24 protein-coding genes are annotated in these 22146 nt (G+C 65.4%); 14 read left to right on the top strand and 10 right to left on the bottom strand.

Annotated elements, in window-relative coordinates:
- Positions 1 to 152 precede the first annotated feature (152 nt).
- Positions 153 to 872, top strand: coding sequence for an SDR family NAD(P)-dependent oxidoreductase (locus AC4HIX_RS05000; RefSeq protein ID WP_490398132.1), 720 nt, complete (start codon positions 153 to 155; stop codon positions 870 to 872).
- 65 nt (positions 873 to 937) lie between these two features.
- On the opposite strand, the gene AC4HIX_RS04995 is transcribed toward AC4HIX_RS05000, so the two are convergent.
- From AC4HIX_RS04995 to hrpB, 3 genes are all read right to left on the bottom strand, one after another.
- Positions 938 to 2419: an inorganic phosphate transporter gene (locus AC4HIX_RS04995; RefSeq protein ID WP_490398131.1), complete on the bottom strand. Its 1482-nt coding sequence runs from the start codon at positions 2417 to 2419 to the stop codon at positions 938 to 940.
- Between the two features lie 90 nt (positions 2420 to 2509).
- Complete coding sequence (locus AC4HIX_RS04990) at positions 2510 to 2968, bottom strand: NUDIX hydrolase (protein ID WP_475050795.1); 459 nt, start codon at positions 2966 to 2968, stop codon at positions 2510 to 2512.
- A 309-nt stretch (positions 2969 to 3277) separates the two neighbouring features.
- Positions 3278 to 5731: an ATP-dependent helicase HrpB gene (gene hrpB / locus AC4HIX_RS04985; RefSeq protein ID WP_490398130.1), complete on the bottom strand. Its 2454-nt coding sequence runs from the start codon at positions 5729 to 5731 to the stop codon at positions 3278 to 3280.
- A 351-nt stretch (positions 5732 to 6082) separates the two neighbouring features.
- Between hrpB and meaB the strand changes: the two genes are divergently transcribed.
- The 4 genes from meaB (at position 6083) to AC4HIX_RS04965 (ending at position 8601) form a co-directional block, all read left to right on the top strand.
- On the top strand, positions 6083 to 7060 hold the full coding sequence (gene meaB / locus AC4HIX_RS04980) for a methylmalonyl Co-A mutase-associated GTPase MeaB (protein WP_490398129.1): 978 nt from the start codon (positions 6083 to 6085) through the stop codon (positions 7058 to 7060).
- Positions 7061 to 7275: 215 nt separating this feature from the next.
- Entirely contained in the window at positions 7276 to 7566 is a 291-nt protein-coding gene (gene rpmB / locus AC4HIX_RS04975; RefSeq protein ID WP_019296104.1) for a 50S ribosomal protein L28, read from the top strand.
- 138 nt (positions 7567 to 7704) lie between these two features.
- Complete coding sequence (locus AC4HIX_RS04970; protein WP_490398128.1) at positions 7705 to 8055, top strand: DUF2946 family protein; 351 nt, start codon at positions 7705 to 7707, stop codon at positions 8053 to 8055.
- Between the two features lie 57 nt (positions 8056 to 8112).
- Positions 8113 to 8601 (top strand): copper chaperone PCu(A)C, encoded by a 489-nt coding sequence (locus AC4HIX_RS04965; protein WP_475050802.1) that lies wholly within the window; start codon positions 8113 to 8115, stop codon positions 8599 to 8601.
- A gap of 95 nt (positions 8602 to 8696) precedes the next feature.
- Here AC4HIX_RS04965 and AC4HIX_RS04960 read toward each other — a convergent pair whose 3' ends face one another.
- Positions 8697 to 9395, bottom strand: a complete 699-nt coding sequence (locus AC4HIX_RS04960; protein ID WP_490398127.1) for an NAD-dependent deacylase — start codon at positions 9393 to 9395, stop codon at positions 8697 to 8699.
- Positions 9396 to 9444: 49 nt separating this feature from the next.
- On the opposite strand from AC4HIX_RS04960, the gene AC4HIX_RS04955 reads away from it, so the two are divergent.
- A complete protein-coding gene (locus tag AC4HIX_RS04955) occupies positions 9445 to 9882 on the top strand; it encodes a low molecular weight protein-tyrosine-phosphatase (protein WP_490398126.1) in 438 nt (145 codons plus the stop codon).
- A gap of 1 nt (position 9883) precedes the next feature.
- On the opposite strand, the gene AC4HIX_RS04950 is transcribed toward AC4HIX_RS04955, so the two are convergent.
- The 4 genes from AC4HIX_RS04950 to AC4HIX_RS04935 all read right to left on the bottom strand — a co-directional run bounded on the left by AC4HIX_RS04950 (position 9884) and on the right by AC4HIX_RS04935 (position 12577).
- Positions 9884 to 10849: a LysR family transcriptional regulator gene (locus AC4HIX_RS04950; protein WP_490398125.1), complete on the bottom strand. Its 966-nt coding sequence runs from the start codon at positions 10847 to 10849 to the stop codon at positions 9884 to 9886.
- Positions 10850 to 11018: 169 nt separating this feature from the next.
- A complete protein-coding gene (locus AC4HIX_RS04945; protein ID WP_490398124.1) occupies positions 11019 to 11330 on the bottom strand; it encodes a hypothetical protein in 312 nt (103 codons plus the stop codon).
- Between the two features lie 161 nt (positions 11331 to 11491).
- Positions 11492 to 11674 (bottom strand): hypothetical protein, encoded by a 183-nt coding sequence (locus AC4HIX_RS04940; RefSeq protein ID WP_475050810.1) that lies wholly within the window; start codon positions 11672 to 11674, stop codon positions 11492 to 11494.
- Positions 11675 to 12079: 405 nt separating this feature from the next.
- On the bottom strand, positions 12080 to 12577 hold the full coding sequence (locus AC4HIX_RS04935) for a hypothetical protein (protein ID WP_490398123.1): 498 nt from the start codon (positions 12575 to 12577) through the stop codon (positions 12080 to 12082).
- Positions 12578 to 13397: 820 nt separating this feature from the next.
- On the opposite strand from AC4HIX_RS04935, the gene lepA reads away from it, so the two are divergent.
- The gene (lepA, locus tag AC4HIX_RS04930) at positions 13398 to 15212 is read left to right on the top strand and encodes a translation elongation factor 4 (RefSeq protein ID WP_490398122.1); all 1815 of its coding nucleotides are present in this window, start codon (positions 13398 to 13400) and stop codon (positions 15210 to 15212) included.
- Positions 15213 to 15531: 319 nt separating this feature from the next.
- Here lepA and AC4HIX_RS04925 read toward each other — a convergent pair whose 3' ends face one another.
- Complete coding sequence (locus AC4HIX_RS04925; protein WP_490398121.1) at positions 15532 to 16020, bottom strand: deoxycytidylate deaminase; 489 nt, start codon at positions 16018 to 16020, stop codon at positions 15532 to 15534.
- Here AC4HIX_RS04925 and AC4HIX_RS04920 point away from each other — a divergent pair.
- Positions 16019 to 16663: a dCTP deaminase domain-containing protein gene (locus AC4HIX_RS04920; protein WP_490398120.1), complete on the top strand. Its 645-nt coding sequence runs from the start codon at positions 16019 to 16021 to the stop codon at positions 16661 to 16663. The two genes, AC4HIX_RS04925 and AC4HIX_RS04920, sit on opposite strands and share 2 nt — an antisense overlap.
- Before the next feature lie 296 nt (positions 16664 to 16959).
- Complete coding sequence (locus AC4HIX_RS04915; protein WP_475050818.1) at positions 16960 to 17199, top strand: PA2433 domain-containing protein; 240 nt, start codon at positions 16960 to 16962, stop codon at positions 17197 to 17199.
- A 68-nt stretch (positions 17200 to 17267) separates the two neighbouring features.
- Here the strand turns inward: AC4HIX_RS04915 and AC4HIX_RS04910 are convergent, their stop codons facing one another.
- Entirely contained in the window at positions 17268 to 17405 is a 138-nt protein-coding gene (locus AC4HIX_RS04910) for an entericidin A/B family lipoprotein (protein ID WP_008557432.1), read from the bottom strand.
- Between the two features lie 181 nt (positions 17406 to 17586).
- On the opposite strand from AC4HIX_RS04910, the gene AC4HIX_RS04905 reads away from it, so the two are divergent.
- The 5 genes from AC4HIX_RS04905 (at position 17587) to AC4HIX_RS04885 (ending at position 22008) form a co-directional block, all read left to right on the top strand.
- Positions 17587 to 17913 carry a TraR/DksA family transcriptional regulator gene (locus AC4HIX_RS04905; RefSeq protein WP_259944836.1) on the top strand — a complete coding sequence of 109 codons (327 nt, stop codon included), beginning with the start codon at positions 17587 to 17589 and terminating at the stop codon, positions 17911 to 17913.
- 153 nt (positions 17914 to 18066) lie between these two features.
- On the top strand, positions 18067 to 18369 hold the full coding sequence (locus AC4HIX_RS04900; RefSeq protein ID WP_490398119.1) for a TraR/DksA family transcriptional regulator: 303 nt from the start codon (positions 18067 to 18069) through the stop codon (positions 18367 to 18369).
- Positions 18370 to 18590: 221 nt separating this feature from the next.
- Positions 18591 to 19244 carry a protein-L-isoaspartate O-methyltransferase family protein gene (locus AC4HIX_RS04895; RefSeq protein WP_490398118.1) on the top strand — a complete coding sequence of 218 codons (654 nt, stop codon included), beginning with the start codon at positions 18591 to 18593 and terminating at the stop codon, positions 19242 to 19244.
- Between the two features lie 133 nt (positions 19245 to 19377).
- Positions 19378 to 20784 (top strand): TolC family outer membrane protein, encoded by a 1407-nt coding sequence (locus tag AC4HIX_RS04890; protein WP_490398117.1) that lies wholly within the window; start codon positions 19378 to 19380, stop codon positions 20782 to 20784.
- 75 nt (positions 20785 to 20859) lie between these two features.
- Positions 20860 to 22008: a hypothetical protein gene (locus AC4HIX_RS04885; protein WP_490398116.1), complete on the top strand. Its 1149-nt coding sequence runs from the start codon at positions 20860 to 20862 to the stop codon at positions 22006 to 22008.
- Positions 22009 to 22146 lie beyond the last annotated feature (138 nt).

Genomic DNA, 22146 nt, shown 5'->3' with positions numbered 1-22146 from the left:
GGGGGGCCGGGCCGCGGCCCGTAACACGCAGGCATTGCGCTTGTTGCACCGGCCTTGCGTCGGAGTACCCAGGACCGTGCCGCGCTGTCAGCTCTTGTGCGGCGGGTGAATTGCCCCCAGCATCTCTCCATCACATACGGGGAGGTCCAGCGATGGCAGATACATCAGCAAAACCGGTGGCACTGATCGTGGGGGCAGGAGCGGGCCTGTCGGCCTCCCTGGCCCGGGCGCTGTCCCGGGACGGCTATGCGCTGCATCTGACGGCGCGCAGCACGGATAAGCTGGAAGGGCTGGCGGCGGAAACCGGGGCGCAGGTGCATGCGCTGGATGGCACCGATGCGGAGGGGATCCAGCAGCTTGTCCAGGGCGTGCAGGGCTCATTGCGGGTGGCCTGCTATAACCCCTCGGCCCGGGTCCGCGGCCCCGTGACGGAACTGGACCCGGAGCAGGTCCGCAAGGCGGTGGAGGTGACCGCACATGGGGCGTTCCTGCTTGGTCAGGCAGCGGCCAAACGGATGCTGGCGCAGCAGCCGGAGAACGGCCGTCTCGGCACCATCCTGTTCACCGGCGCCTCGGCCGGGGTAAAGGGCTTTGCCCACTCGGCGCCCTTTGCCATGGGAAAGTTTGCACAGCGCGGGCTGGCGCAATCAATGGCGCGGGAGCTGCATCCCAAAGGCATTCACGTGGCTTGGGTCAATATCGACGGCGGCATCCGCAATGCCTCCCGCCCTGAAAGGGTAGAGAGCGCGGACAACCCGGACAGCATGCTCGACCCGGATGCGATCGCCCGGGAATACATGCACCTGATCCAGCAGGACCGCTCTGCCTGGAGCGATGAACTGGTGCTGCGGCCCTGGGTGGAGCGCTTCTGATCGCAAAAGAAAAGCCCCCGCAGGCGGATGCTGCGGGGGCTTTGTGATTGGCCGGGCTGAACGGCTCAGCCGACGAAGGTGTTGAGCACCAGGTAGATCACGGCCGACAGAAGTGCTGCGGCGGGCACGGTGATCACCCAGGCGGCCACGATGGTCATGAAATGGCTGCGGCGCACCAGCTTGCGGCGGCGGCGTTCCTCCGGCGCGATGCGCCTCTCCGCCGGGCGGCCTGCGGCGGATTTCTTCAGGCGGCGCTCCATATGCCACTCGCGGAAGAAGCCGACGCCGAACACCGCGCCCACGGCAATGTGGGTGGAGGAGACCGGCAGGCCCAGCCAGCTGGCCACGATCACGGTGATGGCGGCCGACAGCGACACGCAATAGGCGCGCATCGGGTTCAGCTTGGTGATCTGGCTGCCGACCATGCGGATCAGCTTGGGGCCGAACAGGAACAGGCCGAAGGAGATGCCGAAGGCGCCGATCACCATCACCCAGGTCGGGATGGTGACCTTGGAGGCGAAATCGCCGAACTCGGTGGCGTGCACGATGGCCGCCAGCGGGCCAACGGCATTGGCCACGTCATTGGCGCCATGGGCAAAGGACAAGAGCGCGGCGGAGATCACCAGCGGCAGGCCGAACAGCGCCTTGAGCGACTTGTTGCGGTTCTCCATGCCCTCTGACTGGCGTTTGATCAGCGGCGCGGTGATGACATAGGACAGCGCACCAATGGCAGCGCCGATCAGCAGCGCGGTCTGGAGGTCGATCTTGACGATCTTCTTGAGGCCCTTCAGCGCCAGGTAGGAGGCAAAGGCGCCAGCCATGATCCCGACCAGAACCGGCACCCAGCGGCGGGCGGCGGCAATCTTGTCTTCCTGGTAGATGATCTTGGCCTTGATGAAGGCGAGGAACAGCGCGGCGATGATACCGCCCAGCACCGGCGAGATCACCCAGCTGGCGGCGATCTTGCCCATGGTGGGCCAGTTCACCGCTGCGGTGCCTGCGGCAGCCACACCGGCGCCAAGCACGCCGCCCACAACCGAATGGGTGGTGGACACGGGGGCGCCGACCCAGGTGGCCAGGTTCACCCACAGGGCGGAGGAGATCAGCGCTGCCATCATCGCCCAGATGAACACGTTGCTGCTGGCAACTGCGGTGGGGTCGATAATGCCCTTGGAAATGGTCGAAACCACATCGCCGCCCGCCAGCAGCGCGCCTGCGCTTTCGGCGATGGCAGCGATCACGATGGCGCCGCCCATGGTCAGCGCGTTGGCGCCCACCGCCGGGCCCATGTTGTTGGCGACGTCATTGGCGCCGATGTTGATCGCCATATAGGCGCCGAATGCGGCGGCGGCGATTACCACCATGCTCATGGCGGAGCCGCCGAAGAAGACGCCGGCCCCGAGGCCTGCCAGCACGATAAAGGCCAGCGCGATGCCCGGCGCCACCAGCGGGCGGGAGACATAGGCGGTGGCGAGTTCAAGCTGGGAGATCCGGTTCAGGTCCTTGTCCAGCGTGGTCCATTGCGTGCGCTGGGGTGCATCGCTCATTGTCGTATTCCTGATTCTGAGGTCTGCGGACGCGCCTAACGCCGCTCCGGGAGCGGTTCAAGCGTCTGACATGAAAATGTCACATAACTTTTACAATTGACGTAACAGAACCTGCAGCTGCGGCTCATGCACCAGTTCCGCAGCCTGCTCCGGGCGCATCCACTGGCGCTTGCGCTGATCGGACTCGGGGTAGTCGTCGGCAAGTGTTTCCACTTCGGCGGCAAAGATCAGCGTGGTCACCGGTTCATCAAGGCCATGATCGCGGCGTTTGACGTAATTGAATTCGCCGATGGGCTGCCTGGAAACTTTCGCGGATCTGACGCCGGCTTCCTCCCAGGCTTCCTGCAGGGCAGAGGCGGGACCGTCCTTGCCTTCGACCGGCCAGCCCTTGGGGATGATCCAGCGGCCGGTGCCGCGGCTGGTGATCATCAGCACCTCTTTGCCGTCCGCGCCCATGCGGTAGCACAGGGCGGCAACTTGCAGGCGGTTGGGTCGTTTCAGCATCGGCCTGAGGATTTCCTCCCAGGCGCGGGTCAGGGTGCGGGTCATTTCTGCTCAGCCTTTGGTGTTGGGTTTGCCCCGTGTTCTTGTGCGAAGTTGTGGGAAAGTATGCGTACTTGCCCGGAATTTCAAGGCTGCCGCCTGAACGGAGCCGTCCTGCGCGGTTTTCCAGCTGCGCATTGACGGTCCGCTTGCGGCATCCTGCGCAGTATGGCCGCAAACCCGTGAAGAAAGCGATTATACCGCGGCCACCGGCACAGCGCCCTCTTGCGGCGGCGCTCCCGCCCGCTGGCGCGCATCACAGATGCACGGCCAGCCGTTGGGCCGTGCAGCGCGCCTGCGGCGCGCTGCGGGCGGTCATTTCCGCCGCTTCGCGCGCAGGGTCGGATCTTCCTGCGTGGGGTCCTCGGGCCAGGGGTGCTTGGGGTACTGGGCGCGCATGTCCTTCCTCACATCCGCATAGGAGCCGGCCCAGAAGCCCGGCAGGTCGCGGGTGATCTGGATCGGGCGCTGGGCGGGTGACAAGAGCGAGACTTTCAGCGGCACGCCGCCCGCGGACGGATGCCGGGTCACCCCGAACATCTCCTGCAGGCGGACCGAGATTTCCGGGATCTCGCCGTCATAGCTGATCGGGATCTTGCGCCCCAGCGGTGTGACGAAACTGCCCGGCGCCTCGCGGTCCAGCAGCTGCGTCTGGTCCCAGCTGAGCGCCGCGCGCAGGGCGGGCAGCAGGTCGAAGCGCTTCCAGTCCTCCGCCGATTTGACCCCGCCGAGCATCGGCAGCAGCCAGTCCTCCAGCGTGTCCGTCAGGCCGGCCAGGGAGAAATCCGGCAGGTCAAATCCTTCCGCCCGCACCAGCTCCACCCGCGCCGCCAGCCGCGCCGCAGCGCCCGTGAGCCGCAGGCCCAGGTCGCGCACCCCGTCCAGCATCGCCCGTGCCACGGCGTCTGGCGGCACGTCCTTCCAGATCCGGTCGTCCAGCACCACGGCGCCGAACCGCTCCTGCTGGCGCGCCACCACCCGGCGGTCGCGCTTGGACCACTCGCAGGTATCTGCCCAGGCGATCTGACCGGCAAACAGCTCGCGGATCTCAGCCAGCGATATCTGTGCGGCCATCCGGATCCTGGCCTCGCGCGGGTTGCCGTCGGTATCCAGCGCCACGATAAACGGCGCGCCTGCCAGCGTGTCGCCGCCGTCGAGAATGGCGCCCTTGCCGCCGGACAGCACGAACCGCGGCGCGTCGCCCTTGCGGCGCTGGCCAATACGGTCGGGATAGGCGAGGGCCGCCATCATCGCCGCAGACAGCCCTGCATCCCGGCGGCCGGCCTGTTTCTCCAGCCGCCGCGCCTCGCTCTTGATCCGTTCCACGACGGGACGGTTCAGCGGATAGGGGTGATTGCGTACAAACCCTTTGGGGTCCCTCAGCGCCTTCAGCCGCAGGGACAGATCCGCAGGCGCGCCGCGCAGCGGGTCGCGCTCCCCCAAGAGTGCCGCCAAGGGCGCCGCCGCTGGACCTGCCTGCAGCAGCATATGGCCAAGCCGCGGGTGCAGGGGCAGGGCGGCCAGTGCCTTGCCACGCTCCGTGATCCGCCCCTGCGCATCCAGGGCGCCGAGCATCGCGAGCAGTGCTTGCGCCTCCGCCATCGCGCCTGCGGGCGGCTGGGTCAGGAACATCAGATCGTCAGGAGCGGCGCCCCACAGCGCCAGCTCCAGCGCCAGCGCGGTCAGGTCGGCGCTTTCGATCTCAGCGGGCGGAAAGGCCATCAGCGCGCCTTCCTCACCCTTGGTCCACAGGCGGTAGCAGATGCCTTCGGCCACACGGCCCGCGCGGCCCTGGCGCTGGGTGGCCTCGGCGCGGGTGACCTTTTCCGTCACTAGCCGCGACATGCCGGAGCCCGGATCAAACCGCGCCCGCCGCGCCTGCCCCATGTCCACCACCACGCGGATGTCCTGAATGGTCAGCGAGGTCTCGGCGATCGAGGTCGCGAGCACCACCTTGCGGCCCTGCGCCTCGGGCTGGATCGCTGCGCGCTGCTCGGCAAAGGGCAGGGCGCCGAACAGCGGGCGGATATGGCAATGGCCGGGCAGGCGCTTCTCCAGCGCGCCGACAGCGCGGCGGATTTCGCCCTCGCCGGGCAGGAACACCAGGATGCCGCCGCCGGTGGCCTTTGTATCCCGTTCCGCCTGCACCACCAGGTCCACCAAGGCGTCCACACGCCGGGCCTGCGCGGGCAGGGGGCGCTCCAGCCAGCGGGTCTCCACCGGGTAGCTGCGGCCCTCGGAGGTCACCATCGGCGCCTCCATCAGCGCCGCCACCGGGTCCGCGTCCAGCGTCGCCGACATCGCCAGCAGAATGAGGTCATCGCGCAGCGCGCCCGCCACCTCCAGGCACAGAGCGAGGCCCAGATCGGCGTTCAGCGAGCGTTCGTGGAATTCGTCAAAGATCACCGCGCCGACGCCGGGCAGGTCCGGGTCCGATTGCAGCATCCGGGTCAGGATGCCCTCGGTCACCACCTCGATCCGGGTCGCCTTCGAGACCTTGGCATCGCCGCGCACCCTATAGCCGACGGTCTGGCCTGCCTTCTCCCCCAGCGTCTCCGCCATTCTCTCCGCCGCGGCGCGGGCGGCGAGGCGGCGGGGTTCCAGCATCACGATGCGGCCCGTGACCAGCCCGGCCTCCAGCATCGCCAGCGGCACCCGCGTGGTCTTGCCCGCACCTGGCGGCGCCTGCAGCACGGCGCGGCCGCGGCCGCGGGCGCGCAGGGCGTCCAGCAATTCGGGGAGGGCGTCTTCGATCGGCAATCTGGTCATGCCGCCTTATCGCCAAAGGGGAGGGAGAGGTCTAGCGGTGTCGTGGGCAGGACGTCATGGGTGAAGCGCTGAGGGCTGCAGAGGCCCGCGGGGTGGTGCGAATGCGCCGCCCCATGGGGGCGGGCCGGCGCAGCCCGGCTTTCAGCCGGGCGGGACAGTCTGCTTTTGCATGATTGTTTCTCGAGGCAGGGGTGGGGGGCGCTGCCCGCACTGCGCAAACCGCATCAGGCGCGGCGGATTTGCCGCCTTTCTTGCGGCGTGCGCTGATGTAGGGTGCCCGGCAGACGGCAGGGGCTGGACTTTGCGGCACGGCTTGCGCCAAGGTCCGCCCGAGAGATCAGGAAGGCACGCATGGATACCGGACAACTGACGCAGAAAATCCTTGATGGCGACCGGCGGGCGCTGGCCCGGGCCATTACTCTGGTGGAGAGCGGCCGCGAGGATCACCGCGCCAGGGCGGGGGAACTGCTGTCGGAACTGGCCAAGCACAAGCGCCAATCCCTGCGCATCGGCCTGTCGGGCACGCCGGGCGTGGGAAAATCCACCTTCATCGAGAGCTTCGGCATGATGCTGACCGGCCTTGGCCTGCGGGTGGCGGTGCTGGCGGTTGATCCCAGCTCGGCGCGCTCCGGCGGCTCGATCCTGGGCGACAAGACCCGGATGGAGCGCCTCAGCCGCGAGCGTAACGCCTTCATCCGCCCGTCCCCCAGTCAGAGCCACCTTGGCGGCGTCGCCCGCCGCTCCCGCGAGGCGGTGGCATTGTGCGAGGCGGCAGGCTTTGACGTGGTATTGATTGAAACCGTTGGTGTCGGCCAGTCGGAAACCGTGGTGGCGGAGATGTCGGACCTGTTCCTGCTCTTGCTGGCGCCTGCGGGCGGCGATGAGCTGCAGGGGGTAAAGCGCGGCATCATGGAAATGGCCGACCTCATTCTGGTGAACAAGGCGGACGGGCCGCTGAAACCAGTGGCGACCCGCACCTGCGCCGATTACGCCGGCGCATTGCGGCTGCTGCGCAAGCGCCCGCAGGACCCCGAGGGCTTTCCCAAGGCGCTGATGGTCTCCGCCGTCGAGGAGCACGGGCTGGACAAGGCCTGGGAAGAAATGCAGGCGCTGACCGCCTGGCGCCAGGAGAACGGCCACTGGGACCGCCGCCGTGCCGATCAGGCCTGTTACTGGTTCGACCAGGAAGTGCGTCAGGCGCTGCTGGCGCGGCTGGAGACGCCGGAGGCCAAGGCGCAGATGGCGGAACTGGCGGGAACAGTTGCCGAGGGCGGCAAAAGCCCGGGCGAGGCGGCCCGGATCATGCTGCGGGCGCTGGGCGCCGCCTGACGCCACCTGCCGGGCCGGAAACGGGCGGCCGCAAGGGGTTGCAGCAGGCCGGAAATAGGTGCAGTAAGCCCGGCAAGAAAGCTGAGTTGAATCACTTGACGCTGTTGCCGGTTGAGCGTAAGAGCAGCGGACCAGTTTTCGGGCGCAGCCAATGGCCGCGCCCCTTGTGATTTGGCGCCGGACTGCCAGCGCCTCCAGAAACGAAGGATGAAGATATGTCGCGCCGTTGCGAACTGACCGGAAAAGGCCCGATGACTGGCAACAATGTCAGCCACGCCAACAACAAAACCAAGCGCCGCTTTCTGCCCAACCTGAACGACGTGACCCTGCAGTCCGAAGTTCTGGGCCGTGGCGTCAAGCTGCGCATCTCCGCAGCTGCCCTGCGCTCGGTCGACCACCGCGGCGGCCTGGACGCGTTCCTGGCCAAAGCCAAGGACGAAGAGCTGTCGGCAAACGCGCTGAAAGTGAAGAAAGAGATCGCCAAGGCACAAGCCGCTCAGGCTTGATTTCCCTGGCCTGATCCCTTCACCGGATCGGATTACGGACACCGCGCAAGGGCAACCCTGCGCGGTGTTTGCGTTTGCGCAATCTGCCGCAGAGCCAGGCCTTGCAGGCCGCGGGGCCAGCGGGCATACCATGCGGAGATGACACGCATTCTGCGCATATGGCTTGGCCTGTTTCTGGCCCTGACCGTCGCCCTGACGGCGCACAGCGCTGCCGCCCGCCAGGGGGAGCGTGATGCCGCAGGCCAAATGGTGATCTGCACCGGCACCGGTCCTGCCACCATCTATGTGGACAGCGACGGCCAGCCGGTAAAACCGCCGCACAATTGCCCCGACTGCGTCATGCATGTTCTGGACGCGGTGGCGCAGCCTGCGGGGCTGGTGCTGCCGGTCATCGCCTGCAGCGAAGCGGTTGCGGGGCAGGTGGCTGCACTGGCATCGGTTCAGAAGATCCTGCGCGCCAGCGCCCGGGCGCCGCCGGCCGCCGCCTGACCGGCCAACCCCTTTACCTATCTGAAATTTGAAAACCCAAGTATGAGGAGACTGAAAATGTCCCTGAAGTCTGCTGTCTTTGCTGCCGCCGCTGCCGCTGCCTTTGCCACCTCCGCCTTTGCAGGCGACGCCATGATCATGGTTCACGACCAGTACGCGCGGGTGTCCTCGCCCACTGCCAAGGCCGGTGCGGCCTTCATGGAGATCATGAATAAGGGCGAAGCCGACGACCAGCTGATCGGCGTGCGCTCGGACGTGGCCGCCAAAGTGCAGCTGCACACCCATAAGGAAGGCGATGACGGCGTCATGAAGATGATGCACGTGGAGGAAGGCTTTGCCGTGCCCGCAGGTGCAACCCACATGCTGAAGCGCGGCGGCGACCATGTGATGTTCATGGGCCTGAACCAGCCGCTGAACCATGGCGACGTTGTGAAGGTCACGCTGGTGTTCGAGAAGGCCGGCGAGATCGAGATCGACGTGCCGGTCGATCTGGAGCGCAAGGCCGAGGGCCACGGAAGCATGGATCACTCCGGCCATTCCAACTGATCCGCCAAGGCAGGGCGGGCGCGGCGTCAGGCCGCGCTGCAGCCCTCCTTCGCGCCCAAAGCCCGCCCTTGCGGCGGGCTTTTTGCCGCCTGCGGCTAGCCCAGCAACTCCGCCACCCAGGCGGGGACAGTGTCGCTGGCCGGGCCAAAGCGGCGCTCGGCGAAGCGGGAGGCGGTGGCGGACGGTTCCAGGTTCAGCTCCACCGTATGGGCCGCCGCCGCCCGTGCCTCGTCGACAAAGGCCGCCGCCGGGTAGACCTCGCCCGAGGTGCCGATGGCGGCGAACACATCCGCCTCTGCCAGATGCGCGTAAATCTCTTCCATGAAATACGGCATCTCTCCGAACCAGACCACATCCGGGCGGCCCGCAGGCGCGGCGCAGGCGGGGCAGGGCTGGCCGGTCTGCATCTCCAGCGGCGCTGCCCAGCGGTGGCCGCAGGCGGCGCAAAGCGCGCCTGAAAGCGTGCCGTGCATATGCAGCACTTGCGCGGCCCCGCCGGCCTCATGCAGCCCGTCCACGTTCTGGGTGACGATCACCACCTCGCCCTTATGCTCCGCCTGCAGCTGCGCCAGAGCCTGATGCGCCGGGTTAGGCTGCGCCTCTGCTGCCTGCGCCCGCCGCGCATTGTAGAAGCCGTGCACCAGGTCCGGATTGCGCGCGAAGCCTTCCGGCGTCGCCACATCCTCGATCCGGTGCTGCGCCCAGAGCCCGCCCTCGTCGCGGAAGGTGCCCAGCCCGCTTTCGGCGGAAATCCCGGCGCCAGTCAGGATGACAATCTTCGCCCTCTTTCCCATTGTCCCGGAACCTCCTATCACTGCGTCCATTCAAAGGAGCCGCTTGCCAATGCCTACCCGTATTCTGTTCGTCTGCCTAGGAAACATCTGCCGCTCCCCGGCCGCCGAAGGCGTGTTCCGCGCGCTGTGCCCGGAAGCAAATACTGACAGTGCAGGCACCGCCTCCTACCACGTGGGAGAGCCGCCCTATGGCCCGATGCAGGCGGCGGCGCGGGCGCGCGGGCTGGATATCTCGGACCTGCGCGCGCGGCAGTTCCGGGGCGCGGATTTCGAGGCATTCGACCTGATCATCGCGATGGACGCCAGCAATCTGGACAATATCGAAGCGCTGCGCCCGGCAGGCAACGAGACCCCGGTGCGCCTGTTCACGGACTATGCGCCGGAAACCGGCGCCGATCATGTGCCCGATCCCTATTACACCCGCGATTTCGACGGCTGTCTGGACCTGATCGAACAGGCCGCCAAGGGCCTCAAGGCGGCGCTTTAAATCACTCCGCAATCACCCGGAAGCCGCCCGCCAGGAACGGCAGCTGCTGCACCGCCGGGTCGATCATCTGGCTTTGCACCAGGCGGCGCACGGTCTCAGCCACGTCGCGCGGCACCCGGTCGGCCCAGTCGGCGGCGGTGAACAGCGAAATCGTCCGCGACATCTCCCCGAACGGCAGCGGGAAAGCGTCGATCTGGTCGTGGAAGCGGCCCGCGCGCATGTAGCCCAGCGGCGTGGTGATGGCCCAGCCGATCCGCCGCGCCACCATCGCCATCAGCGCCAGGTGCGAGCCGACCTCGAACCGGTCCTCGAATTCCAGTTTCTGACGCGCCAGCAGCCCCTCGATCTGCTGCGAGATCAGCTGCTCGCGGGCATAGCGCAGGAACGGCAGGTCCCGCAGCTGCTCCGCCGCCTGCGCCGCGTCCGACACCGCGCCGCGCGGCGCCGCCAGGATGAAGGGGTCGCGCACCAGCGGGTATTCCACCAGCCCCTCGTGCAAGCCCCCCGCGGTGGCGGCGACGGCGATATGCAGCTCGCGGGCTTCCAGCGCGCGGATGATGTCGTGGCTGGAGGCGGTGATCATCTTGAACCGGCACTGGGTCAGGCTGTCGGCCAGGATGGTGGCCAGCCGCGGCGTCAGGTCATTGTCGAAGTCATCAATCAGCCCGATCGACAGCGCCTGCAGGTGCGTCAGGTCCATCACCGTCAGCTCGCTTTGGGCCAGCCGCAGCTCGCCCAGCACCGCCTCGGTCCGCGCCAGAAAGCTGCGCCCTGCCGCGGTCAGCACCATCGGGCGGCGGCCATGGTCGATCAGCTCGCTGTCCAGCGCCTTTTCCAGGTTGCGCATCTGCTGGCTGACGGCAGGCTGGCTGAGGCCGGTCAGCTCCGCCGCCTGCGCCACTGAGCCGGTCTTGGCCAAGGCCTCAAACACTTCCAGCCCGCGCAGGGTAACACCTTTGATCAACATCTAACTGCTCCAATACCTTGCGCCGTTTGTTCCGCGTTGCCGCGGTCCGGTCAAGGGGGGCAGGAGAGGGGTCTTTCGCCCCCAGCGGAAATGCCGCAGCGCCAATGCATCAAAACAGCAAAAAGGCGCCCGCGGGGGCGCCTTCGCTCAAGTCCGGAAGCGGATCGGCTCAGCCGCAGCTGCGGGCGGCGTGATCGCCAAATGCCTTGTAGCGCTGCCACAGGCGCTCATCGCTGCGGTTGCTGGACTGGCGCACCACCTGGGCCTGGTGCGGGTCGCCGAACCACTTGGAGACGGTCTTGCGCTCCGAGCGCGTCAGGCTGCGGTTGGCCACCTTCTGGATGCAGTTGCACAACGACGGCGTCGCGGCGGTGCGGTCCGACTGGCGGCAGGCGCGCTCGATGGCGCCCGCTTCGGCCCCGGAGGGGGCCAGGGTTGCGAGAAATCCTGCGCAAAGCGCGGCTGTCAGGAAGTGTTTCATCTGGCTCGTGCCCCGTTTTTGGCAAGCGGGTCTGCTGCCCGCGGAATTGACACTACTATGCCGCAAGCCGGGATCCGTTTCAATCGTGGTAAACGGGATGTTTCAGGGGAGGGCTGGGGGGCTGGAGCGCCGCACGCCGCGGCCCTCCAGCTGCTTGGTGCTCAAGCCTGGTTCGGCCCGCGCATGGCACGCACGGCCTGGCGCACGGCTTTCCAGTCTGCGGCCTCGGCGTCCTTGCCGGCCTCTTCGCATTGGCGCATTTTCTGCGCGGCTTCGGCCTCGGCCTTGTCGCCATGCGCGCTGTAGAGCGCGCGGGCATACTCAGCGGCTTTGATTGCATCCATGCGGGTCGTCCTCCTTTGCTGTGTCACCCACCAGAGGGTCGCGCGTCTCGCGGTACGCATGGAGTATAGCGCATTTCGGCGCGGCGTGCAGGGAACGGGGCGAATTTGAGGGGTTCGGGAGCGGGTGGACACGGTTTGGCGGGCGCAAGCGGCGGTTCCGGTGCTGTAGCAGAGCTAAGGGCCGCGCCTGACCTTGGGGAGGCGCGATGCGCCTACTAGTGGCGAGTGGGAAAGCTGCCCGAAAATCATCCGGGAACTATTTAAGGGGCGGAGCCCCATTCCGGTGCGGTGGAGCGTCTGCAGAGCTAAGGGCCGCGCCTGACCTTGGGGAGGCGCAACGCGCCTTCCCGTGGGGAAGGTCAGGCGCGGCCCGGCCTTGCGGCCGGGCAGGAGGCTCAAATCCGCCTATTGGAGTGTCTTGACGAATGCCCAAATGGCCTTGGCAACGGATTGAACGCTTTCGGTTTGTGCCGTGACGGTGACCGCTGTTGCCCTCGCGGTCCATTTCGCACCGGCCTTCGCTAATTCCTTGGAACCTTCGCGGATCATGCCGTCCGCGACGGACCCGCAGTAGGACGCCATGCGCAGGGAAATCTCCCAAAGTGTCCTGGCGATCTTTTCCAGCAGCGAAGGGGAGGGCGACGGTTTCGATATCTCCTCCTCCAGTTCCTCAACCTGCCTCCAGATCAGCGCGAGGTCGGTCTGCAAGGCGCGCGCCGCAGCATCCTCCAGCGGCGGCCCGCCATTGTCGCCGATCAGGGCGGCTGTGGGAGTGCGTTCAACTGCTGCTAGCTGTTCCTTGAGGCGGGCGACTTCCTGCTCCAGCTCAAAAAGGCTGCAGATGCGCTCGATTTCCTTGGCGACGGCTTCGGGGCCTGTGTCCCAAACCTTGTCGTCGATCAACGCAACCCGGCGCTGGAGGTCCCAGTCAAGCGGTTTGCCGTCTAAGAAACCTTGGTACCAATCAATCCAGAAACGCCACTTAGGTAAGCTAGCCTTAACGCGCCGGAAGCTCTCCCAAGCACGCAAAGGCTTCTTGCTGACTTCGTGCTCTGGCCATAATGGTGCTCTAAGCCTTTCTGCTGTCGAAAGAGAAGTCTCCTTACATACGATCGAGATTACCTGCCTTCGAACTGACTTAGCCGCATCAACTGGAGTACCGAGTAACGCAACAGCCTCCGAAGCGGAGCAAATTGCGCGCATTGTAGAGGTCGAGAAAGGTTCATGGCTCGAAAAGGTTGCCTCCGCGGCAAACCTGGCTGCGTACGTCGCAGAGTTCATGCTATTGAGAACAGCGTGTTGGAGGCTTGCTATATCCGACGTAATTGCCGCCGACCGAGCGTACGTAAGGCATATTTCCTCACATGCTGCTCCAACTGCTTCTGCGGCTCTAGTATGCCTAGGTGGGAGAATTGTGCTGCTCGCAGCTGTGGCAATCGACATTATTGCGGCACGGCACAAAGTCAGCAGGTACTCTGGGGGATTTGGGTCTGCCGTGGGGTTGCTTTCATTTTGCATTGCCGCGGGTAAGCATCTCAAAAGCATGCGGCCAGCTAGCGTGTTACATGTCTGTGCGTCCTGTTCCCGCAGCCAGGAGTTCAGTTGACCCTCTGTTGTCATGACGCTGAAGTTTTTCAATTTCAATTGTCCATTAGCTAAATACCTTCACGCGACGCTACACGCCCGCTTGACCAAACCCCGATTCCAAATCATATGCCTGAGCATGACTGACCTCGCTCACATCCGCAATTTCTCCATCGTCGCCCATATCGACCATGGCAAATCCACCCTCGCTGACCGGCTCATCCAGGAGACCGGAACGGTGAAGGACCGCGATATGAAGGAACAGCTGCTCGACGCCATGGACATCGAGCGCGAGCGCGGGATCACCATCAAGGCCAACACCGTCCGCATCGACTACAAGGCGGACGACGGCGAGACCTATGTCCTGAACCTGATCGACACCCCCGGCCACGTCGACTTTGCCTATGAGGTCTCCCGCTCCATGCGCGCGGTTGAGGGCTCGCTGCTGGTGGTCGACTCGACTCAAGGGGTGGAGGCGCAGACGCTGGCCAATGTCTACCAGGCGATTGACGCGGATCATGAGATCGTCCCCGTCCTGAACAAGATCGACCTTCCCGCATCGGACTGCGACCGGGTGGCGGAGCAGATCGAGGATGTGATCGGCATCGACGCCACCGGCGCGATCCAGGTCTCGGCCAAGACCGGCCAGGGCATCCGCGAAACGCTGGAGGCCATCGTCCAGCACCTGCCCGCACCGCAGGGCACCCGCGACGCACCGCTCAAGGCGATGCTGGTGGACTCCTGGTACGACAGCTACCTCGGCGTGATCGTCCTGGTCCGCATCATGGACGGCGTCCTGAAAAAGGGCATGCGGGTCAAGTTCATGTCGAACAACACCCTGCACCACGTCGACCGCATCGGCGTCTTCCGCCCCGCCATGCAGGTGGTGGACGAACTGGGGCCGGGCGAGATCGGCTTCCTCACCGCCTCGATCAAGCAGGTGCGCGACACCCGCGTCGGCGACACCATCACCAACGACCGCAACGGCACCGAAAAGGCGCTGCCGGGCTTCAAACCCGCCCAGCCGGTGGTGTTCTGCGGTCTGTTCCCGGTCGACTCGGCCGAGTTCGAGGACCTGCGCGACGCCATCGACAAGCTGGCGCTGAACGACGCCTCCTTCAGCTTTGAAATGGAAACCTCCGCCGCCCTCGGCTTCGGCTTCCGCTGCGGCTTCCTGGGCCTGTTGCACCTTGAGGTGATCCGCGACCGGATCGAACGCGAATACAACATCGAGCTGATCACGACGGCTCCATCGGTGATCTACCACGTCTACATGAAGGGCAAGGACAACGAGCCCGGCGAGATGATCGAGCTGCACAACCCCGCCGACATGCCCGACCCCTCCAAGGTCGACCACATCCAGGAGCCGCGGATCAAGGCGACCATCCTGGTGCCGGACGAATACCTGGGCGACGTGCTGAAGCTCTGCCAGGACCGCCGCGGCATCCAGATGGACCTGTCCTACGCCGGCTCCCGCGCCATGGTGGTCTATGACCTGCCGCTGAACGAGGTGGTCTTCGACTTCTACGACCGCCTGAAATCAGTGACCAAGGGCTATGCCTCCTTCGACTACCAGATGACCGGCTACCGCCAGGACAACCTGGTCAAGATGTCGGTCTTGGTGAACGACGAGCCGGTCGATGCGCTCTCCACCATGGTCCACCGCGACCGCGCCGAGATGCGCGGCCGCGCGATGTGCGAGAAGCTCAAGGAGCTGATCCCGCGCCACATGTTCAAGATCCCGATCCAGGCCGCCATCGGCGGCAAGGTGATCGCCCGCGAGACCCTCTCGGCGCTCCGCAAGGACGTGACCGCCAAATGCTACGGCGGCGACGCCACGCGGAAGCGGAAGCTCTTGGACAAGCAGAAAGCGGGCAAGAAAAAGATGCGCCAGTTCGGCAAAGTCGATATCCCGCAGGAAGCGTTCATTTCCGCCCTCAAAATGGACAGCTAAGGCTGTCCATTTTGAGGGCGCGCGGGCGAAAGCGGTTGGCGCAGCCAATTGCGTGCCCGCACCCCAGCGTTCTGCGGCGGAAACGAGACCTATTCAGACAGTTGCAACACGGGGCTTCGGCCCCGTTTTCTGTTTCTGCTCGATCCAAAGTCCCGCCCGGCCGAGAGGCCGGGCCGCGCCCGATACGCTCCCACGGGCGGGCGCGGCTCTGCAAAATCAAAGAAGCGGAGGTGGGTGAAAGCGGTAGGTGCTGGTAATGAATTATCCACACGCCCGCTCGTTCTAACGTACTATAAGCGGACAGGCCGAGTGCGGACTATCATAGATAGCGAACCTTAACGCCGGCTTCGCTAAGGAGTTGTTCTGAAATGCTCATGCTTGGGCCAAATTTCTGGTCAGCCTCAGGACGTTTCCTAGTCACTAGTTCAATAATGCCGGATTGGATAATAGCACGGGAGCAGTCCGCGCAGGGGTAATGATTTGCGTACATTCTTGAGTTGCGGAGGCTTATGCCTGCTCTGGCAGCATTGAAAATTGCATTGCGTTCCGCGTGCTCAAACCAGAAGTATTTCTCGCCGTTGGTTCGGTCATGCCGGTTTTCTTCAAGCGCTGAAACGCCACGAGGTAAGCCGTTGTATCCTGTGGACAAGATCGTGTTGCCTTCTCCAACAACGACGCAGCCAACTCTTCTTCCGCGGTCTTCGCTCCATTCGGCGATTGTCTCACATAGCTCCATGAAGCGCTTGTCCCAAATGGCGAGCTTGCTATCAATGGCACTGCCAATGGTAGAACTGAATGGAGAAGTCATGCTAGTCACCGAGAAGCGTATTGAAGAAAGGGGGCTCGTTTCTCCTGCCTGGCAGATAAGAACAAAAAACTCCACCTGTGATCTTACGATTGGAGAGATATTTCCAATGGGTCTGAGGCCGCGGGACTGGGTAAAGGGAACCAGAGAGTTCACCTTGAAGCCTGGTCACATGGTTTCTGTTGTGACAGCCCAAAAGCTCACACTTCCTGACAACGTTACAGGTTTGGCAACATTGGTGACCAGCCTAACGCAAAAAGGAATTCTTTGCTTAAACGTTGGGGTTGTGGATCCAGGTTATGATGGTCCGCTGAGCGCAATGCTGGTGAATTTTTCAAGTGTTGAACGCGAAATTACTGTCGACCAGCGTCTGTTCCGTGTTCTGTTCTTTGAGCACGCGAAAGTGAAAAACTTGGAGAAGTTTACTCAGCATCCGGTCACATATTCATGTGCAATTGATGCGCGAAGCCGACACCAGTTTTCAGAGACATTTCTCAATGTTCAGGGGGTAATTAACCTTGCGCGCAAGGAGGCCTGGAAAGTCGTTGGGGTATCCATCCTGTTGAATTGGCTGCCAATTCTGGCGCTTTTCGCCGGTGTCGCAGGTGCCGTATTCGGCGGGCTTGCATATTTCAATCCTAGTTGATTTTTTGTTCGGTTTCGCTCGGCCGCAGACCGGGCAGCGCCCGTCCCGCCCCCCCCCCGTCATGCCGGAGGCGTGCTTCCAGCACGACGCGGGCGCTTCGCTTCCCGCCCCGCCGGGCCGGGCGCTGCCCTCCGCGTGCTGATCAAACACCGTAGGGTGGGCAATCCTGCCCACCATCCACCGCCGCCACCCCATGCGCCACTCTCCGCCCATCCGCGGCCTCACCGCAACTCCTGCCTGAAAACGCACCCGTTCCATGCTATCCTCAACCTCGTTCATCTGGGGAGGATAACACCATGAAACACCTGACTTTGGCCGCCGCGATCACCCTCCTGGCGTCGCCACTTCTGGCCGGGCAATGCCCCGCCGACATTGCCGCCATCGACGCCGCGCTGGCCGCAGGCACCGAACTGTCGGAAGAAGACCTGGCAACCGTCCAGGAACTGCGCGACGAGGGGCAGAGCCTGCATGACGCGGGCGATCATGATGCCTCGGTCGAGACCCTGGCCGAAGCCAAGGCGATGCTGGGGATCTGAGGCCCCGCAGCCCAAACAAAAACGCCCGGCGGCTGGCCGGGCGTCCTCACAGTCTTCGCAGAAGCCGCTCAGAAGCTGTCCTGCACGTCCTGCGCGGCGCCGCTGATCGCTTGGCCTGCCTTGGAAATATCGCGCCCCGCGCCCTTGGTGGTTTCGCAGGCCGCCAGGCCCAGCAGCATCAGCGCACATGTGAAAATCCGGATCATCGTCGAAGGCTCCTCATCTCTGCTCAAACCCTTTGGCAAATGTCTAGCAAGCCGCCCCGCCTCAGGCCAGCGGATTTGCGGGCCAGCGGATTTGCGGGGCAGGCAAGGGGCTTGAGCCAAGTCAAGGCCGGGCGTCCGGGGCCGGGCTACGCTGCGCAGGACAAAACAGGAGGCAGACATCATGGATCTTTCCACCCGCAAACAGGCGCTGGAGGCGCGCCGGGCTGAACTGACCGGGCATCTGAGCGAGGTTGAGCACACGCTGGACGCGCCGATGCCCAAGGACTGGGAGGACCGCGCCTCCGAGCGGCAGGGCGACGAGGTGCTGGAAAGCCTCGGCAATGCGGAACTGGACGAGCTGCGCCGGATTGATGCGGCGCTGGCCCGGATCAAGGCGGGCACCTACGGCATCTGCGCCTCCTGCGGCGAGATGATCTCCGACGCCCGTCTGGACCTGCTGCCCGCCGCGCCCCTGTGCAAGACCTGCGCCGCCGAAGGGGCCGGCTGAGCCGCAGCCTCCGGCGCAACAGGGGTTTACAAAAAATTCGCAACTTATAGGGTAGTGCAATCCCCGAAAATCGCGAGTATCTTGATCTGGATCAAGGCTATAGCTTTGGCCTCACGGCACGTTGCGCGAAAATTGAGCTGGAGGGTATGTACTATGGACTTTTCCACCAGAAAACAAACGCTTGAGGTGCGCCGGACGGAGCTGGCAGGGATTCTGTCACAGGCCGGGCTTGGGATGGAGGGGGCGTATGCAGCGCCTCGTATGCCACGGGCGCCGGCACCGGCCATCGGGGTGCCGGCCAAGGCCAGCCTGGACGAGCTGCGCCGCATCGACGCCGCGCTGGCGCGCCTGCGCGAGGGGTCATATGGCTTCTGCCAGATCTGCGGCGACGATATCGGCGACGACTGGCTGGACCAGCGCCCGGCCTCGCCCTTCTGCAAAAGCTGCGCTCTCTAGCCGGGGCAGGGCGCCGGCCGCCCGCAGCCGCCGGAAGCCATAAATCTATCACAGCCAGCGGCCGCCCGGCCAGCTGGCTGCTGCAGTTTGAGGCGGGTTCAGCGGCGCGGCGCCGCTGCAGCGCTGCACCAGTTGCGGCCCTCGCGCCAAAGGCCCCGTTGCCGTGCCTGCCGGGATGTGCCACAACCTGCTGTAACAGACTGAACACATGAGTTTAGCAGATGCCTGATTTCGCCGAACGCCGCCGCATGATGGTGGATACCCAGATCCGCCCGTCGGATGTCACCAAATACCCGATCATCGAAGCCATGCTGGCGGTCCCGCGCGAGCAGTTCGTGCCGGATGCGCAGCGCGAAGCCGCCTATGCCGACCAGAATGTGAGCCTCGGCGGCAGCCGCGTGCTGCTGGAGCCGCGCACCCTGGCCAAGATGCTGGATGCGCTGGATATCCAGAACGATGAGCTGGTGCTCGATGTGGCCTGCGGGCTGGGCTATTCCACCGCGGTTGCGGCGCGGGTGGCGCAGATGGTGATCGGCGTCGAGGAAGACGAGGACATGGCCGGCGACGCCCAGGCGATGCTGTCCGAAATCAGCGCCGACAACGCGATTGTGCACGTGGGCCCGCTGGCGGACGGCGCGGCAGAACATGGGCCTTATGACGTGATCCTGGTGCAGGGCGGGGTCGAAGAACTGCCCGCGCCGCTGCTTGCGCAGCTCAAGGACGGCGGCCGGATCGCGGCGCTGATGATGAACGGCGCGCTGGGCGAGGTGAAGATCGGCTACAAGAGCGGCGGCAGGATTTCCTGGCGGTTCGACTTCAACGCCGCTGCGCCGGTGCTGCCCGGGTTTGCTGCTGCGCGCGAATTCGCGCTCTGACCGCACAGGTCAGGCACGGCGGCCGGCGGGGCGGGGCCGCGGATAATGGGGAGAGGCCGGGCGCCGGTGACTCTGGCGCCTGATCAGGGACAACTCACCGCGGCTGGCGGCGCGGCAATATAAAAGGCAACCGATGCATAAGAAATTCCCGGCGAGTGTGTTTAAGGCTTTTGTGTTTGCCGGCGGCGTTGCCGCCACGGCGCTGATGCCGCTCAAGGCGGCCGCGGACAACCTGTCCGACGCCATGATTGGCGCCTATAAAACCAGCGGCCTGCTGGAGCAGAACCGGGCGCTGCTGCGGGCCGCGGATGAAGACGTCGCGATTGCCGTTTCCCGGCTGCGGCCGCTGGTCCAGTGGACGGTGAACGCAATCAACTCCTATAACGAGGTGAACCTCAACCAGACGCGCAACACCCTGTCCACCCAGCTGGAACTGACGCAGCTTCTGTATGACGGCGGCTCCTCGCGCCTGGACAAGCTGGCAGCTCAGGAAATCGTGCTGGCCACCCGGCAGGCCTTGCTCAGCGTGGAGCAGACGGTGCTGTTCCGGGCTGTTCAGGCCTATGTCGGCGTTCTTCAGGGGCAGGAAAACGTCGCCCTGCGCCGCAACAACCTCCGTCTGCTGCAGGAGGAGCTTAAGGCCGCGCAGGACCGGTTTGAAGTCGGCGAAGTCACCCGCACCGACGTGGCCCTTGCCGAAAGCCGTGTTGCCGGCGCGCGTGCCAGCCTGACCGACGCCGAGGGCACCCTGCTGACCGCCAAGGCAACCTACCAGCAGGTCGTCGGCCGGGCCCCCGGCGTTATCGCCGGCCAGCCGGCCTTGCCCCGCCAGCGCGTTTCGCTTGGCGCGGCGCAGACTGTGGCGCTGCGGAACCAGCCGGATCTGCTGTCGCAGCAGCACGTCGTCAAGTCGCGGGAGTATCAGGTCGCTGCCGCAACCGCGAGCCTTGGCCCGACTGTGAACTTGCAGGCAAGCGCCGGCGTGAGCGAAGACGTGCAGGACGGGGCCGGGGCGGCCAATTCCTCCAGCATCGGCATCACGCTGAGCCAGCAACTCTATGCCGGCGGCCGCAATGCCGCGGTCCGGCGCCGGGCCATTGCCAACGCCGACGCAGAGCGCGGAGCGCTGATCGACACCCAGCGCGCCGTCCAGCAGGCGGTGAGCGAAGCTTTCTTTAATGTTGAGACCGCCCGGGCCAGCCTGGTGTCTTCGGGCGAGCGCGTGCGCGCCTCCAGGGTTGCTTTTGACGGCATCCGCGAGGAAGCCACCCTGGGCGCCCGCACCACCCTCGACGTGCTGCAGGCAGAGCAGGAATACCTCGACGCGCAGACCGAGCAGGTGAACGCCCGCGCCAACCAGGCGATTGCGGCCTATCAGCTGCTGCAGTCGCAGGGCCTGCTGACTGCCGAGCACCTTGGCCTGGCGGTGGAGATCTATGACCCGACGCTTTACTACAACCTGGTCAAGGACGCCCCCGCGCACCGCAGCAAGCGCGGCAAGGATCTGGACCGGGTGCTCAAGGCCTTGGGGCGCAACTGATAGTTTATCCTATCTGTTGTGTGGTGGCGGGAACGCGGCTACACTCTCTGGTAAGAGGCAAGAGTGGTTTATAAAATGTCCGATCCAGTTACCCATGCTGAGATTGAAGATGTGCTGTCCTCAATCCGCCGTTTGGTGAGCGAAGACAGCCGTGGCGAGCCCGCGGCTCCGGAACCGGCGGCGAAGCTGGTGCTGACGCCTGCGCTGCGGGTGAAGGAACCGGAACCCCGCAGCCCGGACAAGGCCGGCAGCCCCGCCCCGGATGAGGACGCGCCGTACTTGGCCGAAGCGTCCTCGCAGGTGGCGCCGGGCACCGCCCCGGCCGCCCCGGATGTTCAGCATGAGACGCCTGAGGCCCTGCCGGCGGAAGGGCGGTCCACGGATGATGAGCGCGCAGCGGCGGCGGCAGAGGAGCCCGCAGCGGAACCGGCTGTTGCCTTCCGCCACCGCGCCGGCGCTTACGGCACCGGCCCTGCCGACCTGGACGGCACCCGGCAGGACGAAACCGGCACAGGAGCGGACACCGAAACCGGCGAGGCGGAAGAGACCGGCAGTGCAGAGACCGCGGCCCCCTGGGCCGACCCCGCCGCCACTCTGTTTTCTGCGGCCTCCGGTACGCCGCCGAAAAAGGCGGGCACGAAGATCGCCGCGGGCGAAATCCCGGCGGAGGACCAGGCCGGCGGCACCGCGGGTGCCCGCGCAGCCTCGGTGGTCCGCAAGATCGCCGAGCTGGAGGCGCGCAGCACCGGCGCGCGGGATCAGGACCAGCAGCACTGGGAGCCTGACAGCAAGACCGAAGCGCCCTTTGCCGCCACGCTGGTAGATACCATCGAATGGCGCGACGAACCGGCACCCGCCCGCTCCGCCGCGCCGGCAGACGGCGAGGCTGCAATCAGCGATGCGGACTTCCGCCCTGAGCCCGCGGAAGATGCGGAAGACGCCGGCGAACCACGGTCCGGCAGGCCTCAGCCGGCAGGGCCGGACACTGCGCCCGTAGCAGACCCGGCGGAAACGGTGGTGGAGGCCGCCTTCACCGGCGCGGCCCTGGAGACGCTGGCAGAGACCGGCGACAGCTATCTCGACGAGGACGGCCTGCGCGACCTGGTTGCCAGCATCGTGCGCGAGGAGCTTCAAGGGCCTTTGGGCGAGCGGATCACCCGCAACGTCCGCAAGCTGGTCCGGCGGGAAATCCACCGGGCGCTGGCGGCGCATGACCTGCTCTGAAGCCTGACGGCGATCGGCCAGAAAGGCCGGTTGCAGTAATCTCCACCAAGGCACGCCCCGCGCGTGCCTTTTTCATTTGGCCTGTTCGGAAAAGCGGGATCAGAGCCGCCTTAACGGCTGAGGCTGGCAGAGGCGGGT

It is taken from the genome of Leisingera sp. (assembly GCF_982940295.1).
The sequence above is the reverse complement of the archived record's forward strand: the minus strand, read 5'-3'. Positions and strand labels throughout refer to the sequence as shown.

Excerpts from the sequence above, each read along its gene's own strand:
- AC4HIX_RS05000 (WP_490398132.1), top strand. The coding sequence starts at position 153 with ATGGCAGATACATCAGCAAAACCGGTGGCACTGATCGTGGGGGCAGGA.
- AC4HIX_RS04995 (WP_490398131.1), bottom strand. The coding sequence starts at position 2,419 with ATGAGCGATGCACCCCAGCGCACGCAATGGACCACGCTGGACAAGGAC.
- AC4HIX_RS04990 (WP_475050795.1), bottom strand. The coding sequence starts at position 2,968 with ATGACCCGCACCCTGACCCGCGCCTGGGAGGAAATCCTCAGGCCGATG.
- hrpB (WP_490398130.1), bottom strand. The coding sequence starts at position 5,731 with ATGACCAGATTGCCGATCGAAGACGCCCTCCCCGAATTGCTGGACGCC.
- meaB (WP_490398129.1), top strand. The coding sequence starts at position 6,083 with ATGGATACCGGACAACTGACGCAGAAAATCCTTGATGGCGACCGGCGG.
- rpmB (WP_019296104.1), top strand. The coding sequence starts at position 7,276 with ATGTCGCGCCGTTGCGAACTGACCGGAAAAGGCCCGATGACTGGCAAC.
- AC4HIX_RS04970 (WP_490398128.1), top strand. The coding sequence starts at position 7,705 with ATGACACGCATTCTGCGCATATGGCTTGGCCTGTTTCTGGCCCTGACC.
- AC4HIX_RS04965 (WP_475050802.1), top strand. The coding sequence starts at position 8,113 with ATGTCCCTGAAGTCTGCTGTCTTTGCTGCCGCCGCTGCCGCTGCCTTT.
- AC4HIX_RS04960 (WP_490398127.1), bottom strand. The coding sequence starts at position 9,395 with ATGGGAAAGAGGGCGAAGATTGTCATCCTGACTGGCGCCGGGATTTCC.
- AC4HIX_RS04955 (WP_490398126.1), top strand. The coding sequence starts at position 9,445 with ATGCCTACCCGTATTCTGTTCGTCTGCCTAGGAAACATCTGCCGCTCC.
- AC4HIX_RS04950 (WP_490398125.1), bottom strand. The coding sequence starts at position 10,849 with ATGTTGATCAAAGGTGTTACCCTGCGCGGGCTGGAAGTGTTTGAGGCC.
- AC4HIX_RS04945 (WP_490398124.1), bottom strand. The coding sequence starts at position 11,330 with ATGAAACACTTCCTGACAGCCGCGCTTTGCGCAGGATTTCTCGCAACC.
- AC4HIX_RS04940 (WP_475050810.1), bottom strand. The coding sequence starts at position 11,674 with ATGGATGCAATCAAAGCCGCTGAGTATGCCCGCGCGCTCTACAGCGCG.
- lepA (WP_490398122.1), top strand. The coding sequence starts at position 13,398 with ATGACTGACCTCGCTCACATCCGCAATTTCTCCATCGTCGCCCATATC.
- AC4HIX_RS04920 (WP_490398120.1), top strand. The coding sequence starts at position 16,019 with ATGCTAGTCACCGAGAAGCGTATTGAAGAAAGGGGGCTCGTTTCTCCT.
- AC4HIX_RS04925 (WP_490398121.1), bottom strand. The coding sequence starts at position 16,020 with ATGACTTCTCCATTCAGTTCTACCATTGGCAGTGCCATTGATAGCAAG.
- AC4HIX_RS04915 (WP_475050818.1), top strand. The coding sequence starts at position 16,960 with ATGAAACACCTGACTTTGGCCGCCGCGATCACCCTCCTGGCGTCGCCA.
- AC4HIX_RS04910 (WP_008557432.1), bottom strand. The coding sequence starts at position 17,405 with ATGATCCGGATTTTCACATGTGCGCTGATGCTGCTGGGCCTGGCGGCC.
- AC4HIX_RS04905 (WP_259944836.1), top strand. The coding sequence starts at position 17,587 with ATGGATCTTTCCACCCGCAAACAGGCGCTGGAGGCGCGCCGGGCTGAA.
- AC4HIX_RS04900 (WP_490398119.1), top strand. The coding sequence starts at position 18,067 with ATGGACTTTTCCACCAGAAAACAAACGCTTGAGGTGCGCCGGACGGAG.
- AC4HIX_RS04895 (WP_490398118.1), top strand. The coding sequence starts at position 18,591 with ATGCCTGATTTCGCCGAACGCCGCCGCATGATGGTGGATACCCAGATC.
- AC4HIX_RS04890 (WP_490398117.1), top strand. The coding sequence starts at position 19,378 with ATGCATAAGAAATTCCCGGCGAGTGTGTTTAAGGCTTTTGTGTTTGCC.
- AC4HIX_RS04885 (WP_490398116.1), top strand. The coding sequence starts at position 20,860 with ATGTCCGATCCAGTTACCCATGCTGAGATTGAAGATGTGCTGTCCTCA.